Origin of the sequence: Selenomonas sp. oral taxon 478, assembly GCF_001189555.1 — a bacterium.
GTDB classification, from domain to species: Bacteria; Bacillota; Negativicutes; order Selenomonadales; family Selenomonadaceae; genus Centipeda; species Centipeda felix.
In genome coordinates this window covers 1500506-1514822 of sequence record NZ_CP012071.1, presented here as the reverse complement: position 1 = coordinate 1514822, position 14317 = coordinate 1500506, and the positions used below count along the sequence as shown (strand labels likewise).

The 14317-nt window shown below is 59.7% G+C and carries 15 protein-coding genes and 2 tRNA genes; 8 read left to right on the top strand and 9 right to left on the bottom strand.

What is annotated here, in order from left to right; translation table 11 throughout:
- Positions 1-6 precede the first annotated feature (6 nt).
- From ADJ74_RS07070 to ADJ74_RS07055, 4 genes are read right to left on the bottom strand one after another with little or no spacing between them, the layout of a single operon-like run.
- Positions 7-1107: an NADH-quinone oxidoreductase subunit D gene (locus tag ADJ74_RS07070; protein WP_050343046.1), complete on the bottom strand. Its 1101-nt coding sequence runs from the start codon at positions 1105-1107 to the stop codon at positions 7-9.
- The gene (locus ADJ74_RS07065) at positions 1107-1595 is read right to left on the bottom strand and encodes an NADH-quinone oxidoreductase subunit C (protein WP_050343044.1); all 489 of its coding nucleotides are present in this window, start codon (positions 1593-1595) and stop codon (positions 1107-1109) included. The genes ADJ74_RS07070 and ADJ74_RS07065 overlap by 1 nt, the downstream gene beginning before the upstream one ends.
- Positions 1592-2131, bottom strand: a complete 540-nt coding sequence (locus tag ADJ74_RS07060; protein WP_050343041.1) for an NADH-quinone oxidoreductase subunit B — start codon at positions 2129-2131, stop codon at positions 1592-1594. Before ADJ74_RS07060 ends, ADJ74_RS07065 begins: the two co-directional genes overlap by 4 nt.
- Positions 2122-2475 carry an NADH-quinone oxidoreductase subunit A gene (locus ADJ74_RS07055; protein WP_009442917.1) on the bottom strand — a complete coding sequence of 118 codons (354 nt, stop codon included), beginning with the start codon at positions 2473-2475 and terminating at the stop codon, positions 2122-2124. The genes ADJ74_RS07060 and ADJ74_RS07055 overlap by 10 nt, the downstream gene beginning before the upstream one ends.
- A 341-nt stretch (positions 2476-2816) precedes the next feature.
- Between ADJ74_RS07055 and ADJ74_RS07050 the strand changes: the two genes are divergently transcribed.
- Genes ADJ74_RS07050 through lgt form a run of 4 tightly spaced genes read left to right on the top strand, consistent with a single transcriptional unit; the run spans position 2817 to position 7488 of the window.
- The gene (locus ADJ74_RS07050; protein WP_050343039.1) at positions 2817-4763 is read left to right on the top strand and encodes a peptidase U32 family protein; all 1947 of its coding nucleotides are present in this window, start codon (positions 2817-2819) and stop codon (positions 4761-4763) included.
- Positions 4764-4780: 17 nt separating this feature from the next.
- Complete coding sequence (locus ADJ74_RS07045) at positions 4781-6094, top strand: aspartate aminotransferase family protein (RefSeq protein ID WP_050343037.1); 1314 nt, start codon at positions 4781-4783, stop codon at positions 6092-6094.
- Positions 6095-6098: 4 nt separating this feature from the next.
- A complete protein-coding gene (locus ADJ74_RS07040) occupies positions 6099-6650 on the top strand; it encodes a phosphoribosyltransferase family protein (RefSeq protein WP_050343034.1) in 552 nt (183 codons plus the stop codon).
- A gap of 13 nt (positions 6651-6663) precedes the next feature.
- Complete coding sequence (gene lgt, locus ADJ74_RS07035) at positions 6664-7488, top strand: prolipoprotein diacylglyceryl transferase (RefSeq protein ID WP_050343032.1); 825 nt, start codon at positions 6664-6666, stop codon at positions 7486-7488.
- A 50-nt stretch (positions 7489-7538) separates the two neighbouring features.
- Here the strand turns inward: lgt and ADJ74_RS07030 are convergent, their stop codons facing one another.
- Positions 7539-8681, bottom strand: a complete 1143-nt coding sequence (locus ADJ74_RS07030) for an amidohydrolase (protein ID WP_050343030.1) — start codon at positions 8679-8681, stop codon at positions 7539-7541.
- A 206-nt stretch (positions 8682-8887) separates the two neighbouring features.
- Here ADJ74_RS07030 and ADJ74_RS07025 point away from each other — a divergent pair.
- From ADJ74_RS07025 to ADJ74_RS07015, 3 genes are all read left to right on the top strand, one after another.
- A tRNA-Val gene (locus ADJ74_RS07025) sits at positions 8888-8964 on the top strand.
- 39 nt (positions 8965-9003) lie between these two features.
- A tRNA-Val gene (locus tag ADJ74_RS07020) sits at positions 9004-9079 on the top strand.
- A gap of 97 nt (positions 9080-9176) precedes the next feature.
- Positions 9177-9704, top strand: coding sequence for a flavin reductase (locus ADJ74_RS07015; protein ID WP_050343026.1), 528 nt, complete (start codon positions 9177-9179; stop codon positions 9702-9704).
- Here ADJ74_RS07015 and ADJ74_RS11580 read toward each other — a convergent pair.
- On the bottom strand, positions 9690-9839 hold the full coding sequence (locus ADJ74_RS11580) for a secretion protein HlyD (RefSeq protein WP_071844305.1): 150 nt from the start codon (positions 9837-9839) through the stop codon (positions 9690-9692). The genes ADJ74_RS07015 and ADJ74_RS11580 overlap by 15 nt on opposite strands.
- Before the next feature lie 29 nt (positions 9840-9868).
- On the opposite strand from ADJ74_RS11580, the gene ADJ74_RS07010 reads away from it, so the two are divergent.
- Positions 9869-10567 carry a Crp/Fnr family transcriptional regulator gene (locus ADJ74_RS07010; protein WP_050343024.1) on the top strand — a complete coding sequence of 233 codons (699 nt, stop codon included), beginning with the start codon at positions 9869-9871 and terminating at the stop codon, positions 10565-10567.
- A 57-nt stretch (positions 10568-10624) separates the two neighbouring features.
- Here the strand turns inward: ADJ74_RS07010 and bioB are convergent, their stop codons facing one another.
- The 3 genes from bioB to ADJ74_RS06995 form a co-directional block, all read right to left on the bottom strand.
- Positions 10625-11635: a biotin synthase BioB gene (gene bioB / locus ADJ74_RS07005; RefSeq protein ID WP_050343022.1), complete on the bottom strand. Its 1011-nt coding sequence runs from the start codon at positions 11633-11635 to the stop codon at positions 10625-10627.
- Positions 11636-11717: 82 nt separating this feature from the next.
- Positions 11718-13160, bottom strand: coding sequence for a glycosyl transferase family 41 (locus ADJ74_RS07000; RefSeq protein ID WP_050343020.1), 1443 nt, complete (start codon positions 13158-13160; stop codon positions 11718-11720).
- On the bottom strand, positions 13157-14314 hold the full coding sequence (locus ADJ74_RS06995) for a metallophosphoesterase (RefSeq protein WP_050343018.1): 1158 nt from the start codon (positions 14312-14314) through the stop codon (positions 13157-13159). Before ADJ74_RS06995 ends, ADJ74_RS07000 begins: the two co-directional genes overlap by 4 nt.
- Positions 14315-14317: the final 3 nt, after the last annotated feature.

Sequence of the window (14317 nt, the reverse complement as noted above, 5' to 3'; positions counted from 1 at the left end):
CCTTTCTCAGCAGTCCACTTCGCCCATGATCGGGTCAATGGACGAGTAGGCGGCGACCGAGTCGCCGATGAGCATGCCGCGGCACATTGGATTGAGCCCCTGCATATTTACGAACGAGGGACGGCGGATGTGAATGCGGTACGGTTTCGTCGTACCATTGCTGACGATGTAGAAGCCGAGCTCCCCGCGCGTTCCCTCCGTCCGGCTGAACACCTCGCCCTTGGGCGGCTTGATGACCTTGGGCACCTTCTTTGCCATGAAGTCGCCCTCGGGCAGTCCGTCGATTGCCTGCCGCACGATCTTCGCGCTCTCCGCGATCTCGGCGAGCTTGACCATGTAGCGGTCCCAGTTGTCGCCGTGCTCACCCACGGGGATCTCGAAGTCAAAATCATCATAGACGCTGTAGCCGTCCACCTTGCGCAGATCAAAGGCGAGCCCCGTCGCGCGCAGGTTTGGCCCAGTCATACTGCACGCGAGTGCCTCCTCCGTCGTCATGGGCGACGTGCCGCGGATGCGGCGGACAAAAATCTCGTTGCCCGTGAGGAGACGGTTGTACTCCGCGAGGAAGTCAGGCACGCTGTCGACAAAGGCGCGGATCATCTCCGCCGCCTCGGGCGAGAGATCCTCCTTTACCCCGCCGATGCGGATATAGTGAAAGGTCTGACGTGCCCCGCAGACGAGATTGAAAATATCGAGGATCTTCTCACGGTCGCGGAAACAATAGAGCATTCCCGTCGACGCGCCGAGATCATTTGCAAGCGTCCCGATGAAGATCAGGTGACTGTTGATGCGGTTCAGCTCCGCCATGATGACGCGGATGTACTCTGCGCGCGGCGTCGTCTCGATCCCCGCCAGCTCCTCCACCGCACGCGCATAGCCGAAGTTGTTGTTCATGGCAGAGATGTAGTCGAGGCGGTCGGTATAGGGAAGCCCCTGCGCATACGTCCGCGCCTCAAGCAGCTTCTCAATCCCGCGATGGAGATAGCCCATGATCGGCGTCGCCTTCACGATGCGCTCGCCGTCCAGCTCGAGCTGCACCTGCAGCACGCCGTGCGTCGACGGATGCTGGGGACCCATGTTGAGCGTATAGGTCTCGGTACGCAGCATCAGGACTCCTCCTTCCGAAAGGATGGGACATCGGGCGGCGGCGGCGGGACAAAGTCCTTGCGCAGCGGATACCCGACAAAATCGTCCGCATGGAAGACACGCCGCAGATCGGGGTGACCCGTGAACACAATGCCCATGAGATCATACACCTCGCGCTCCTCGAACTCTGCGCCGGGGAACACGGGCGTCACCGAGGGGAGCACGGGCACATCATGCGGCAGTGTCACCTTCAGCGTCAGCCAGTGCAGCTCCGTCGGTGAAAAGAGATGGTAGACCATCTCGAAGCGGTCTTTCCAGTCCACCGCCGTCACATTTTCCAGCCGCGTCAGCTGCAGTGTCCCGTCGTCACGCAGGACGCGCAGCAGGCCGAGGAGCTCCTCGGCAGCAATATAGAGTGCGGGACGCTCTGCCTCCACATCGTACTCCGCCGACGAAAAGGCGACCTTGAGTGCCTCCAGCATTGCAGGCGTCACATACTTGTTCCTCATGCGTTCACCGCCCTCTCTGCCGCCCGCTCTGCCCAGTAGGCACGCTCCGCGCGGACGCGCTCGGGATGGAGGATCTTCTCGCGCAGCTTCAGCATGCCGTCGATCAGTGCCTCGGGGCGCGGCGGACAGCCCGGGATGTAGACATCCACGGGCAGGAGCTCATCGACCCCCGAGACAACCGAGTACGAATCCGCAAAGGGGCCGCCCGCAATCGCGCACGCCCCCATCGCAATCACATACTTCGGCTCGGGCATCTCCTCATAGAGACGCACGACTGCCGGCGCCATCTTCCACGTCAGCGTCCCCGCGACGATGAAGAGATCCGCCTGACGCGGGCAGGGACGGAACACCTCGTAGCCGAATCGTGCGAGGTCGAACCGTGCCGTCGCTGTGGTCATCATCTCAATGGCGCAGCAGGCCAGCCCCGAGGACAGCGGCCAGATCGAGTTTGCATGCGCCCAGCGCAGCAGTTCATCCAACTTGACGACAAAGACATTTTCCCGCAGACACTCCGGGACGCGCTCTGCTATTTCCATGTGAGATCCCCCTTTCGCCACGCATAGGCAAGGCCGAGCACCAGAATCCCAACGAAGATGAACATCTCGATGAGCGCAAATGCGCCGAGCATGCGGAACTCCACCGCCCACGGGTAGAGGAACACCGTCTCTATGTCAAAGACGATGAACAGTAGCGCGTAGAGGAAATACCCCGCACGAAACTGGACGTAGGGCGACCCGATCGAATCGACACCGCACTCGTAGGGAATGTACTTCTGCGGCGACGGCTTCTTCGGCTGCAGCAGGAATGCCGGTCCCAGTGCCATGACGGGGAAAAACAACGCTACGAGAAGAAAAATGCCCAAGCTCCCATATTCTCCCATACATAAGCCCTCCTTATAGAAGAATTAATAAATACATAGGAAAAGTAAATAATTTAAAACAATAATTCAAGGGCAAAAAAATATAATCACGGCTTAACAGACGTTGTATTTATAATTGTCAGTATAAACGATAAAATCTATATATCATCATACCTGAAAAGTGCCTTTTTTACAAGATACAGCGCAAAAAACTTTCTATTGATAAACTCCATCAAACGATAGGGAAAAGAAGGCCATGCTTATTTGAAAGAAATGGTATTTCCTGCTATAATCAGAAACAATGATGAAGGAGTGTCCCTGTCTGTCAGCGGCACCTCCGGCAACAAAGGAGACTTTACACAATGCTGTTACACCGTAAATCCGTCGAACTGCTTGCACCTGCCGGCACATGGGATGCCATGACGGCAGCGATTGATGCCGGCGCGGACGCCGTCTATCTGGGCGGCAAACATTTCAATATGCGCCTGCACGAGGGCGATTTTAACTTCGACGACGCGCGGCTCAAGGAGGCAATTGACTACGCCCACGCCCATGACGTCCACCTCTACATAACCCTCAACAACCTCATCAGCAACGAGGAGCTGCCGGCTCTGCGCGACTATCTCGCCTATCTGGAGGAGATCCGCCCCGATGCGATTCTCGTACAGGACTTTGCCGTGCTCGAGCTCGTGCACGAGATGGGCATCACCGTACCCCTGCACACCTCGGTCATGATGAATACGCACAACGAATACGCCATCGAAAAGCTCAAGGAGTACGGCATCACGCGCATCGTGGTCGGTCGTGAGATGACGCTCTCCGAGCTCGCCCTCTTCCGTGCGCGCACGGGCATCGAGGTGGAGTACTTCATGCACGGCGATATGTGCATCTCCGAGAGCGGGCAGTGCATCCACTCGGGCGTTCTCTTTGGGCAGAGCGGCAACCGCGGGCGCTGCATGAAGATCTGCCGCTGGCCGTTTGCCTTCATCAACGAGGAGACGGGAGAGGTGCTCGACGCGTCCAGCCCCGGACCGTACAAGCTCGCGCTCAAGGACATGTGCATGTATCGTGCCATCCCCGCTCTCATACAGGCGGGTGTCTTTTCGTTCAAGATCGAGGGGCGGATGCGTGCGCCGGAATTCATCCGCCGCCTCGTCTCTACCTATCGTGCCGCCATCGACGCCTACATCGCCGATCCGAACGGCTATACGACGGATGAGGAGGGCTGGCGCAGCCTCTACGAAAACCGTGTGCGCGACTACACGACCACATTCGCATTTGGACAGCCGACAGCAATCGACATCGGCATGACGGGCGAGCGCGAGCCGCGCTTCTTCAGTCAGGCGATCGAGGAGGCGGGCTTTGCCGACGAGGTGCTGCGCGAGGAGCCGCCGATCGCAAAGGAAAACGAACCCAGTCGTCGCCTGAGTGTCCGCGTCGGCACTCCCGCGGCGGCGCGCGCCGCCATCGACGCAGGTGCCGACACCGTCTACGTCGGCGGCGAGGCGTTTCGTCCGCAGCGTCCGTGGACGCTGCGCGACTATGAGGCACTCGTGCGCGACGCGGCAGGACGCGCTCACGTCATCGTGAATACACCGCGCACAACCATGCGCCGCGAATGCGGAGAGCTCGAGCAGTTCTTCACTGCCCTCAATGACATCGGCGTGGACGGCGTCATGGTCGGCAACCTCGGCACGCTGAAGCTCGTGCGCACGCTCACGAAGCTTCCCATTCAGGCGGATCACTCCTTTAACCTCTTTAACCATCTCGCCGCAGCCTTTCTCAAGGAAAACGGGCTCACCATGGCGACGGCATCCTATGAGCTGTCCTTCCGTCAGCTGCGCGAGATCGTCGAGAACGCCGTCCTGCCGATCGAGGCGGTCGTCCACGGCGCGTACGAGTCCATGATCTGCGACTACAACTTCCCCGCGATGTCGCTGCCCGCATACAACGACCTCGATTCGCCCGAGCTGCTCGACACGCACTATGCGTTCCGTGACGAGGCAGGCGGCGTCCATTCGATCCGCATCGACCAGTACGGGCGCAGTCACATCTACTTTGCCAAGGATCTGTGCCTCTACCCCTACCTCGAAAAGTTCAATGGGCTCGGCTCGTACCGCATCGAGGCGCAGGACTACACGGCGGACGTGACGGCGGAGATCGTCCGCATCTACCGTGCGGCACTCGACCGTCTCGCCGCGGGCGGCGACGGCTATCGTGCGGCGGAGTTTGACCGCCTCACAGAGATTGCTCCGCGCCCCTTGGGCATCGGAACTTACCGCTTCCGTCAGAGCCGCAATTCGATTTAATCAAGAAAGTATATTTCATGGCAACAGATTCTATCAGCGAACACTCCTACATCGGCGCAGCTGCCATACTGGAAAAGAAAAAGAAGTACATCATGCCCTGTCTGGGGCATTTCTACAGCGCCCCGCGCCAGATCGTACGCGGCTCCATGCAGTACCTCTACGACAGCGAGGGGAGAGCGTATCTCGACTGCTTCGCGGGCGTCTCGGTCATCAACTGCGGGCACTGCAACCCCGAGATCAACGCCGCCGTCACGGAGCAGGTCAATACCCTCCAGCACGTCTGCAACATCTACCTTACGGAGAACTTCGTCAATCTCGCCGAGCAGCTCGCCCGCATCACCCCGGGCGCACTGCAGAAAAGCTTCTTCTGCTCCACAGGCACGGAGGCGAATGAGGGTGCGGCACTGCTTGCCGAGATCGCTACGGGCAGCAGCGAGTTCATCGCCCTGCGCAGCGGACTCCACGGGCGCACGAAACTGACGATGAGCCTGACGGGCATTGCCATGTGGCGCACCGACCCGAACCCCGTCGGAGGCATCAGCTTTGCACCGAATCCTTACTGCTACCGCTGTCCCATGGGGAAGGAATACCCCGCCTGTGACCTTGCCTGTGCCAATATGGTCGAGGACATCATCCGAACAGTTACATCGGGGCGCCCCGCCGCCTTTATCGCCGAGACCATCCAGGGCAACGCGGGCATCGTCGTCCCGCCGCCCGGCTACTTCAAGCGCATCAAGGAGATCCTCACACATTTCGGCACGCTCTTCATCGCGGACGAGGTGCAGACGGGCTTTGCGCGCACGGGCAGGATGTTCGGCATCGAGCACTACGATGTGCAGCCCGACATCATGACCATGGCAAAGGCACTCGGCAACGGTGCGCCCATCAGTGCATTTATCGCGACGCCGACAGTCGCCGACAAATACAAGAAGCCCGGCGCATCGACCCTCGGCGGCAATCCCGTCTCCTCCACGGCAGGACTCGGCGTCATCCGCTATATCGAGTCGCATGATCTCATGGGGAACGCCGAGCGGCGCGGCGCACAGCTGCGTGCAGGGCTGCAGGAGATTGCAGCGCGGCATCCCATCATCGGCGACATTCGCGGCCTCGGGCTGATGGTCGGCGCAGAATTCGTCCACGCGGACAAATCCCCCGCCCCTGCCGAGCTGGATGCCGTGCTCGAGGAGCTCAAGAACCGCGGCTTTATCGTCGGCAAAAACGGCATCGCCCGCAACGTCATGGCATTTCAGCCGCCGCTCATCATCACGGAGCAGAACATCAGCGACGTGCTGAATGCGGTGGAGATCATCTTGACGGAGAAAGGACTCTAACGCTATGGCAAAACGCTACCATGAACTCACCGTCGCAGGCTGCCGCCGCAGTCTCCCCATCCTGAACCTCAACGAACACCTGGCGATCGCAGGTTTCGTCATGCTGGGCGATGTGGAGCTGTGCACGGCGTGTGCACGCGAGCTGGCAAAGGTGATTCCGACGGACACGGAGATCCTCATGACCGCCGAGACGAAGGGCATCCCCCTGGCGGCGGAACTCGCACGGCAGCTTGGCATGCCCTACTACATCACGGCACGCAAATCCATCAAGGCGTACATGGAGGATCCCATCTGGGTCGAGGACGAGTCCATCACGACGCTTGGCAAACAGCGGCTCTACCTCACGGCGGATGACATCGCACGCATCAAGGGACGCCGCGTCCTCCTGCTCGACGACGTGATCAGCACGGGCGGCTCGATGAAGGCGCTCGCCCATCTCGCCGAGAAGGCTGGTGCGCACGTCATCGGACAGGCGGCCGTTCTCGCCGAAGGCGAGGCGGCACAGCGGAAAGACATCATCTTCCTCGAGACGCTGCCGCTCTATACGCCCGCATAGGAAGGGGCATTTCGTGCATCAATATCTCTTCTACATCGGAAATTTTCCCATCCGTGCCTACGGCGTCGTGATCTCCCTCTCGATTTTTCTCGCTACCGGGGTCGCCTACTACCTCGCAAAGGCGGACGGACGCGGCTACGAGAAGTACATCACCGACATCGGCATCTACTGCGGCATCGCCGGGCTTCTCGGTGCGCGGCTCTGGGATGTCTTCTTCTTTGACTGGGACTACTATCAGCACCACCTGACCGAGCTGCTGAACGTCTGGCAGGGCGGCATGGCCATCCAGGGCGGCGTTTTTCTCGGCGTGCTCGTCGGCATTCTCTACAGCCGAAAGCACGGTCTTGACACCATCCATTTCCTCGACGTTGTCGCGCCCGCCATCGTCCTCGGTCAGGCACTCGGACGCTGCGCGAACCTCCTCAATGGCGACGCCTTCGGCGCACCGACCGGCGGAGACTTCGGCATCCTCTATCCCGCGTCGACCCTCGCCCACCACACATACGGCGCACAGCCACTCTGGCCGGCGGAGGTCTGGGAGGGACAGCTCGACATCGTCATCTTCGCGCTCCTCCTCCTCTTCCGCGCGCGCGGTCATGCACGAGGGCAGTGCTTCGCCCTCTACATCATGCTCTACAGCCTCGTGCGCTTTGCGCTCGAGTATCTGCGCGGCGACTACACGGAGAAATACTTTGGACTCTTCACGAGCGCGCAAACGGGAAGCCTCGCCTTCGGGTTCATCGCCCTCGGCTTCTTCCTCTGGCTTGGCTGGCGCGGTACCCCCTCAGCTGCACCACTCAAGGACCACATCGCAAAAAAATCGCATCGAAAGAAATAACATACGAAAAAAGCTGCCAAAAAATGGCAGCTTTTTTCATCACAGATAAACTATCGTTCCTTCACCTTCCCCAATGCGCCGCGCACGAGTTCCGCCAGATAGCATGCCGTCGGCGCAAGGGCATGCGGGTCAACGCGGAAGGTCGGATTGTGGATGGCAGCAGAAAGCCCTGTCCCGACGAGAACGAACATGCCCGGCACCTTTTCCTGATAGAAGGCAAAATCCTCACCGCCAAGCGATTTCGGTGCGGGTACGACATTCAGCCCGCGCTCCTTCGCCTTCTCCGCGGCGTACGACGCCCAAAAGCCATCGTTGCACGTTGCGGGAGGTCCTTCGTACCAATCCGTCTCCACCGCGGCACCGTAGGATGCTGCCAGCTGCTCTGCGAGAGTACAGACACGCGCGCGGATGTGCGTACGCTCCTCTGCATTCATGCTGCGCGTCGTCCCCTCGACGAGTGCCTCCTCGGGAATCACGTTCCACGTATTCCCCGCCGCAATATGCGTGACGCTCACAACGCCCGCGGAGAACGGATTGAGATTACGTGCGACAACCGTCTGCACGGACTGGATGAACGCCGCCGCAAGGACAATCGGATCGACGCCGGACTCGGGATGTGCGGCATGCGTCCCCGTGCCATGAAAGCGGAAAACAAAGCGATCCACCGCTGCCATCACCGCTCCCGCCGAGATGCCAACCGTGCCGACCTCCATGAGGGGCGAGGCGTGCAGACCGAAAATCGCTGCAACGTCCCTCAACGCGCCTGCCTCGATGAGTACCTTCGCACCGCCCGGTGCCTCCTCTGCCGGCTGGAAGAAGATGCGCACGCGCCCCGTGAGCTCCGCCTCATGCTGCTTGAGCAGGAGCGCCGCGCCGAGCACCGACGAGATATGGAAGTCGTGCCCGCAGGCGTGCATCCGTCCTCTATGTTCCGAGCGGTATGGCAGATCCGTCTGCTCCTCGATCGGCAGGGCGTCTATATCGGTGCGCAGCGCAACGAGCGGCTCCCCCTGCCCGACCTCCGCGACCAGTCCTGTCTTGAGCGGCAGATCCAGAATGTGGATCCCCGCCCGCTCCAAGGCGGCGCGAATGCGCTTCGTCGTCTCGACCTCCTCGTAGGAGAGCTCGGGGTGACGATGGAACCACTCAAATTCCTCTACGATGAATGCCTCTATATCCTCAATTGCATCCATGATATTCTCCCTTTTAATCCATATATATTCGATATGTTATAACCGAATTATATATTGCGCTCTCTGTCTTGTCAACCGCACTTTGATCCTGAACCGATAAATGGAGGATTCTCGCGCCGCCAAGTTTTTGAAAATTTCGGGTTGACAAGGCTGTATTTCATCTGTTATAATTCGTTCTGTCGTTTGGAAATGAGCGACAAACAAATGGGGTTATAGCTCAGTTGGTTAGAGTGTCTCGTTGACATCGAGGAGGTCACAAGTTCGAATCTTGTTAACCCCACCATTTGATTTTTCATCCGCAGTTGTGCGGATTTTTTCTTAGGCTCACTTAGCTCAGTTGGTAGAGCATCTCCGTCACATGGAGGGGGTCGGGGGTTCGAATCCCTCAGTGAGCACCATAAAGATATCTGATGCCGTCCCACGGGGACGGTTTTTTTGTGCGTTCTCCTATGCTATAATGAGAGCCAACACAGAATATTCTAGGAGGTATATATCATGGCAATCAAGGAAATTCGCCCCATGGATCTAACGGAGAACGTATTCAAGCTAATCAGTCAGGACTGGATGCTGGTCAGCGCTGTACACGACGGAAAGGTCAACGGCATGACGGCGTCGTGGGGCGGTCTTGGCTTTCTCTGGGCACGCCCGGTCGCCTATGTTTTCATTCGTCCGACGCGCTATACGAAAGAGTTTGTCGACGCATCCGACGGCATCACCCTTTCGGTCTTTGAGAAGAAATACAAGCCCATGATACAGTATTTTGGAACGGTGTCCGGGCGCGACGAGGATAAGATCGCAAAATACGCGCTGACGAAGAAGGAGCACGGTAGCTATATCTACTTTGAGGAGGCGCGCCTCACCATGCTCACGAAGAAACTCTATGCGCAGAAATTGGATCCCTCCTGCTTTATGAACGCTGCGGTAAATGGGCAGGAGGATTTTCCCCAAACCTACTATCCGGAGCATGACTACCACACGATGTATATCGCAGAGATCGAGAACATCCTACTACGGGAACACTGATAAATTCAGCGCCGCCGTCTTAGCACATCTTTTTCGCCCTGTCTGTGTCGACAAATCCTCCACATAGCTTCTGCTATGCGTCCGGTTTGTCTCCTGGACAGGACAAAAAATCTGCACCAATCCGACGGACTTCATTTTATCAGCGTTTCCCTAAAGGAGTAACTATGCCAGCGAACGACAAGGAAACTGCCGCGCGCATCCTCGCCGCCTCCTCTCTTGCCCGCAATATGAACGAGGAGGATGTCGAGGAGCTCCTCGCCTCAAGCGACGTGCGCCTGCACACCTATCCAAAGGATACGATCATCTTTCACGACGGCGATATGCCCCACTCCCTCTACATCCTGATTGCGGGGGAGGTGCACATCCTCAAGGATACGCGCTCGGGGCGCCAGATCTTCATCTCCGAGATCAATCAGCCGGGCGATATGTTCGGCGAGGTTTACGAGGTGCTGCAGCGCCCCTACGATATGTATGTCACAGCCGTCACCAGAACGACCCTGCTCGAGGTATCGAGCCACCTCTTCACGCTGGACATCGGCAAGACGCCGCACCGCTCCGCCCTGCTCGTCCAGCGCAACCTCATGCGCATCTTCGCGGGCAAGGCATACGCGATGCACACGAAGCTCAAAGTCCTCGCAAGCGGTACGCTGCGCGAGAAAATCGTGCGCTACCTCCTCCCCTACATCGAAAAAAATGGATGCGCTGCACTCTCTGTCAGCCGCGAGTTCATTGCCGCCGACCTCGCCGTCAGCCGCCCCTCCCTCTCACGCGAGCTGAGTGCGATGCAGCGTGAGGGCATTCTCAAGGCGGCAGGGCGCAAGATCTGCATCACAGATATGGAAAAATTTGAGAGCTACCTATAACAAAAGAACCGCCAACGAAACAGTTCAGCTTCGTTGGCGGTTTTTGTTTTTGATGAATTACCGTGCGGCACACGAGCCCGTGTGCACACTGCAGTCCTCGTCGCGGTTCGTCAGGCCGAGCTCCTTCAGCAGCTCCATATCCTGAGCGATCGTCGTGCCCGAGGTCGTGAGCATGTTGCCCGTGATGGAGGCGGACGCTCCGGAGAGGAACGCCGTCGCGCCGTTCTCCGGGAGCAGCTTACGCCCTGCGCCGAGGCGAATGTTCGCCGTCGGATTGATAAAGCGGAAGATCGCCACCGTACGCAGGATATCCTCCCCCGAGAGCGGAGCGAGATGCTCCAGTGCCGTCCCCGGAATCGCCATCAGCGAGTTGATGGGGATGGACTCGATGCCGAGCTCCTGCAGGGCGAACGCCATGTCAAAGCGATCCTCCCACGTCTCACCCATGCCGATGATGCCGCCCGAGCAGACACACATCCCCTCTGCCTGTGCCGCCTTGATCGTGCGGATGCGGTCGGCGTACGTATGCGTCGTGCAGATCTGCGGAAAATACCGCTCCGATGTCTCGATGTTGTGATGATAGCTCGTCACCCCCGCCTCACGCAGGCGGCGCAGCTGGCTGCGCGTGAGGAGGCCATGTGACGCGCAGAGATCAATCGTCAGCGACTTGCGCATCGCCCGATAGGTGTCAAGAGCCTTCTCAAACTCCTCACCCGAGAGAGCCCCGCCCGAGGTGACGATGGAGAAGCGGTTCGCTCCCGCATCCTGATTCGCCTTTGCATGAGCGATGATCTCCTCCTGCGGGAGAAATGAATACGTCTCCACGCCCGTCTTGTGACACGCCGCCTGTGCGCAGTACTTGCAGTTCTCCCCGCAGCGGCCGCTGCGGCCGTTGACGATCGTGCACAGATCGATGTGGTTTCCGCAGAACTGCTGCTGCAGACGATGAGCCCCCTCCTGCAGCTCCTCCAGCGGGGCATCCATGAATATCGAGCGGTCGTCCTCACGGCGGACGCGGTAGCCCGCGATAATCTTCTGCGTCAGTTCAGCAATACGGCGTTTCTTCATAAAAAAATCCCTGCCTTATCATAGATCGTACGTATGAGGTCTATTATAGAGCAGGAATTTTATTACGTCAACTAGATATTGTCTATTGGTTTACCTTTGCTCCACGCTCATCCCAATACCCGTCCAGTACCGCCGCAACGGATGCCGTATACGCCGATAGATCGGTCAGAGGCGATGCGAGCACCGCGTCACGCAGTGCGGCGCGGCGTGTACGCAGAGCGGCGACATCCTCCGCGAGCGCACAGGCAATCCGCTCATAGGCACGCGCATCGGACGCGATCCACTGCGTCTGCCCCGCCGCCGCGAGCACGGACGCACTGCGCCGTGCCGTATGCGTCTCCCCGCACAGAGTTACAACGGGAGTACCATGGAGGAGCGCCTCTGCCACCGCAGCCGCTCCGGAAAAGGGGAAGGTGTCAAGGACGACATCGACAGAGCCATCGTCCAAAGCGCCCGCACCGCCCGGCTTCACAAAGATGCGCTTCATGGGCAGTTTCAGCCCGTCCAGCATCTCGACAATCGTCGTCACGCGCAGGGGGCTGTCCTCCGTATCCTGCAGGATGAGCTGCGCCTTCGGGAGTTTTTTCAGGATGCGTCCCCATACCTTCAGTACCTCCTCGTTGATGCACATGAAGTCCTGCATCACACCGAAGGTCAGCGGTGCATCCGCCGCACGCTCCGCGAGAGGCGCACGGCGCAGGGCATCATCCGCCGCATAGCACAGCGCATGCGGCAGGTGCAGCAGCTCCTCGCTGTAGAACTCCTCCGTCCCCGCAGGAGAGAGCAGCTCATCCGTCAGGAACCCATCGACAAAGGGCATCCCCGTCGTCGAGGCGGCATCCAGCCCCGCCATCTGTACGGGCGCAGGGCGCAGCGCGAGCACAGGGAGTGTCGCGCCGCCGTCCCGATGCCCGCCGAGGTCAATCAGGATATCGATCTCATCCGCACGGATGCGCTCCGCCTGCTCCTGCGGCGTCCCCTGCGCGAGCGCGGCAGTATGAACGCCCGCCGCCTCCCATGACGTTGGTGCATTCGTGCGGTCGGTGAGCGCATAGGCATAGACATCGTATCGCTCTGTCAGATGCGTTGCCAGTGCGCCGTAGACTGCCGTATGGTCAAACTGCGGCGCAAGGAAGCCGATGCGCAGACGCGCGTGATGGACGGGGGCACGCGGCGGGAGCGGCTCCTCACGCTGATAGAGCGACGCACACATCGCAAACTGCGGCTGCAGCTCCTTCGGTGTCAGCTGCGCCGCCGCATGACAGAGATAGAGGTAGCGGGAGAAATGTTCCCGCTGAAGGCGCAGTCTCTTGTCCTCGGTCGCCGCCTCGAAATACGCGGCAATCGCCCCCTCCGTATCGGCGAGCGCACGGCAGCACATCCCCATCATCTCAGAGAAGCGCCACTGCTCCTCTGCGGGGATCTCCTCATGCGCGCGCATGTAGAGAATCGCCTCAATCGCCTCGTAGATGTACCCCGTATGGATATCCTCACGCAGGGCACTGTAGTCCTCAATCCAGCTCATACGTCGCCTCGCTCCAATCTAAAATACGCCGTCTCGGGCGGACAGCCGATCCGCAGGGGGAACCAACTTCCGTTGCCCGTATGCACATAGCCATAATTCTCCCCGATGCGCACCATCCCGCGCGTGTACTTAAAGACGGGGAAAAGCGGCTGCCCGAGGATACCGAACTGACTGCCGTGCGTATGTCCCGTCAGCGTCAGCGGGACGCGCCCGTCTGCCGCTGCATCGTCGATGAACTCGGGATGATGCGCGAGGAGCACTGTCACCGCGTGCGCCGGAACGTCCTCCATCGCTGCCGCAAAGAACGCTGCCTTTTCCGTGTAGAACGCATCCCCGCGTGCAAAAGGATAGTCAGTCCCCGCGAGGTAGAGCGCGCCGCAGCCCGGAACACGCTCCGCCGCATTGAGAAGGACATGGACATGACCTCTGCGTGCCATCTGCGTAACAATGGGGAGCGCATTCCGCCGATAGTATTCGTGATTGCCGATGCAGTACCAGATCCCGCGCGGAAAATCCTCTGCGTGTGCTTCAAGCACCGCAGCCGCCGCCTCGTTCAGATGCTCCGCATCAAAGAGGTCGCCCGTCACGGCGAGCAGATCAGCCCCCCCTGCCGCTGTTTCGGTGAGAAGCGCATCGAATTCCTCCACAGAGAAAAACGCGCCGAGATGCACGTCGCTGATCTGAGCGATCACCAGCCCATCCGCCTCAGGCGAGAGATTCCGTATGGGGATACGGTAGTCACGGCGCACGGTCGCCGTCCGCTCGATGAATGCGCCGTAGCTGCCGAGCAGCGCTCCCGCCGCCGGATAGAGCGCGGCACATTTCAGCACGCGCCGCCGCGCGGGGCTGTACGGGACGCCGCGCAGCCTGCGGCCGGCTGCACGCACGAGGACGGCGAGCATCGTCAGGAGCAGCGCGATGATCTGCGCGACGTAACCGAGGAAGATCGGCAGGGCGATCATCCCCGCCCAGCCCTCCGTCCGATGCGAGGCAAAGAGGAAGAGCATCGCGCCGACGCCGAGGACATCAAAGAGGACGATCGCCGCACGCGCCGCGCGCAGCCGCCGTCCCTCCGTCAGGTACCGCAGGAAAAATGCCGACAGCCCTGCGATTAGGGCTATGGCAGACACTAAGATCAGAACAAAGATGGGCAAATG

Bases quoted from the DNA above. Each gene is read 5' to 3' on its own strand.
- ADJ74_RS07000 (WP_050343020.1), bottom strand. From the start codon at position 13,160: ATGAGCTGGATTGAGGACTACAGTGCCCTGCGTGAGGATATCCATACG.
- ADJ74_RS07010 (WP_050343024.1), top strand. From the start codon at position 9,869: ATGCCAGCGAACGACAAGGAAACTGCCGCGCGCATCCTCGCCGCCTCC.
- ADJ74_RS07070 (WP_050343046.1), bottom strand. From the start codon at position 1,107: ATGCTGCGTACCGAGACCTATACGCTCAACATGGGTCCCCAGCATCCG.
- ADJ74_RS07015 (WP_050343026.1), top strand. From the start codon at position 9,177: ATGGCAATCAAGGAAATTCGCCCCATGGATCTAACGGAGAACGTATTC.
- ADJ74_RS07065 (WP_050343044.1), bottom strand. From the start codon at position 1,595: ATGAGGAACAAGTATGTGACGCCTGCAATGCTGGAGGCACTCAAGGTC.
- ADJ74_RS07050 (WP_050343039.1), top strand. From the start codon at position 2,817: ATGCTGTTACACCGTAAATCCGTCGAACTGCTTGCACCTGCCGGCACA.
- bioB (WP_050343022.1), bottom strand. From the start codon at position 11,635: ATGAAGAAACGCCGTATTGCTGAACTGACGCAGAAGATTATCGCGGGC.
- ADJ74_RS11580 (WP_071844305.1), bottom strand. From the start codon at position 9,839: ATGAAGTCCGTCGGATTGGTGCAGATTTTTTGTCCTGTCCAGGAGACA.
- ADJ74_RS07030 (WP_050343030.1), bottom strand. From the start codon at position 8,681: ATGGATGCAATTGAGGATATAGAGGCATTCATCGTAGAGGAATTTGAG.
- ADJ74_RS07045 (WP_050343037.1), top strand. From the start codon at position 4,781: ATGGCAACAGATTCTATCAGCGAACACTCCTACATCGGCGCAGCTGCC.
- ADJ74_RS07055 (WP_009442917.1), bottom strand. From the start codon at position 2,475: ATGGGAGAATATGGGAGCTTGGGCATTTTTCTTCTCGTAGCGTTGTTT.
- ADJ74_RS07040 (WP_050343034.1), top strand. From the start codon at position 6,099: ATGGCAAAACGCTACCATGAACTCACCGTCGCAGGCTGCCGCCGCAGT.
- ADJ74_RS07060 (WP_050343041.1), bottom strand. From the start codon at position 2,131: ATGGAAATAGCAGAGCGCGTCCCGGAGTGTCTGCGGGAAAATGTCTTT.